This is a genomic window from Neoroseomonas soli (genome assembly GCF_018129065.1).
GTDB lineage: Bacteria > Pseudomonadota > Alphaproteobacteria > Acetobacterales > Acetobacteraceae > Neoroseomonas > Neoroseomonas soli.
On record NZ_JAAEDM010000188.1, the window covers coordinates 1 to 1,358 of the forward strand.

Sequence of the window (1,358 nt, forward strand, 5' to 3'; positions counted from 1 at the left end):
CGCCCTGGTCGGCGCGGGGGCGGGCTTCACCGGCGCGGCGGGAGCCTTGGCGGCGGGCGCAGCGGCCTTCGCGGCCGGCTTGGCCGCGGGCTTGGCGGCCGTCTTCACCGCCACCTTCGCGGCCTTCGCGACTGCCTTGGGCTTGGCCGGCGCCTTGGACTTGATGGGGGGTTTCGCCTTCGCGGCAGCGCCGGCCTTGGTCGAGGACGACTTGCCGGACTGGGCCTTGGTGCGGGCCGGTGCCTTCATGCGCGCTGCGCTCCCAAACTCGCGGCGACGGCCGCCTGGCCGATCACTGCGGCGAACATTCCTCCGGGCGGGGCACGGGGCCGAGAACCGCCCGGACAAAGCCGGCAACCGGGGCGCAACGAACAGCGCGCCCCGGCCATCTGTTTGAAAGATAGCGGAAAAACCTTCCCCCGTCATCCCCGGGGGGGCAATCAGCCGGGATTCGGGCTGAAAAGCTCCTTCTTGCCCGGCTTGTCCTTCCATTCGTCGGCATCGGCGGGCGGTTCGCCCTTGCGGGTGATGTTCGGCCACTGGGCCGCGTAGGCGCGGTTCAGTTCAAGCCAGGCGGTCGCCTTGTCGTCGCTGTCCGGCACGATCGCCTCGGCCGGGCATTCCGGTTCGCAGACGCCGCAGTCGATGCACTCGTCCGGATGGATGACGAGCATGTTCTCCCCCACGTAGAAGCAGTCCACGGGACAGACTTCGACGCAGTCCATGTACTTGCACTTGATGCAGTTCTCAGTGACGACGTAGGTCACGGGCGGCGCGCCCCCGGGCTCGATGTTGCGGCGCATGCAACATGGCCAAGCCGCCCGGCTGCCGCAAGGCGCGCAGGACACATGGCTCAGTCCCGCTCCATGTCGCCCGAAAGGTCCTCGTACAGGGCCCGCGCCTCAGTGGGTGGGCCGCGGCGTTCCGCCAGCGCCAGCACGCGCCAGATCGCGATGCGCCCGCGATCGCCGCTGCCCTGGGCGATGGTCAGCACGTCTCCCGGCCGGACGCGCGCGTGGGCCTTGTCGGTCGGCTGGCGGTTGATGCGGATGGCGCCGGCCTCGACCAGCCGGGCGCAGTCCGCGCGCGTCTTGCGCAGGCGCGCGCACCACAGCCAGAGGTCGAGGCGCTGGAAGTCGCGCTCCGCCTCCGCCACGGCGGCGCGTCAGTCCTTCTTCAGCAGGTTGGCCAGGACGGCGAAGGGGCTGTCCGCGCGCGGCATGGGCGGCAGGTTCGCGCGCTCCTCCCGCGGGCGGCGGGGGCCGCGGTCGCGGTCGCGATCGCCGCCCTGCGGGCCCTTGCCCTGGCCGTGGCGCGGGCCGCCATGGCGCTGGCCCTCCCGCTGGTCGCGCGGGGGG

The 1,358-nt window shown here is 72.3% G+C and carries 4 protein-coding genes; all 4 read right to left on the minus strand.

The features are described from left to right. A partial coding sequence (locus GXW76_RS25340; protein WP_211864911.1) for a hypothetical protein occupies window positions 1–249 on the minus strand: 249 nt, incomplete at its 3' end. A 191-nt stretch (window positions 250–440) separates the two neighbouring features. After that, the gene (gene fdxA, locus GXW76_RS25345; RefSeq protein WP_211864914.1) at window positions 441–767 is read right to left on the minus strand and encodes a ferredoxin FdxA; all 327 of its coding nucleotides are present in this window, start codon (window positions 765–767) and stop codon (window positions 441–443) included. A gap of 86 nt (window positions 768–853) precedes the next feature. Then, a complete protein-coding gene (locus tag GXW76_RS25350; protein ID WP_211864912.1) occupies window positions 854–1,156 on the minus strand; it encodes an RNA-binding S4 domain-containing protein in 303 nt (100 codons plus the stop codon). A 9-nt stretch (window positions 1,157–1,165) separates the two neighbouring features. Continuing rightward, window positions 1,166–1,358 (minus strand): hypothetical protein (locus GXW76_RS25355; protein ID WP_211864913.1); only part of this gene is annotated, 193 nt, incomplete at its 5' end.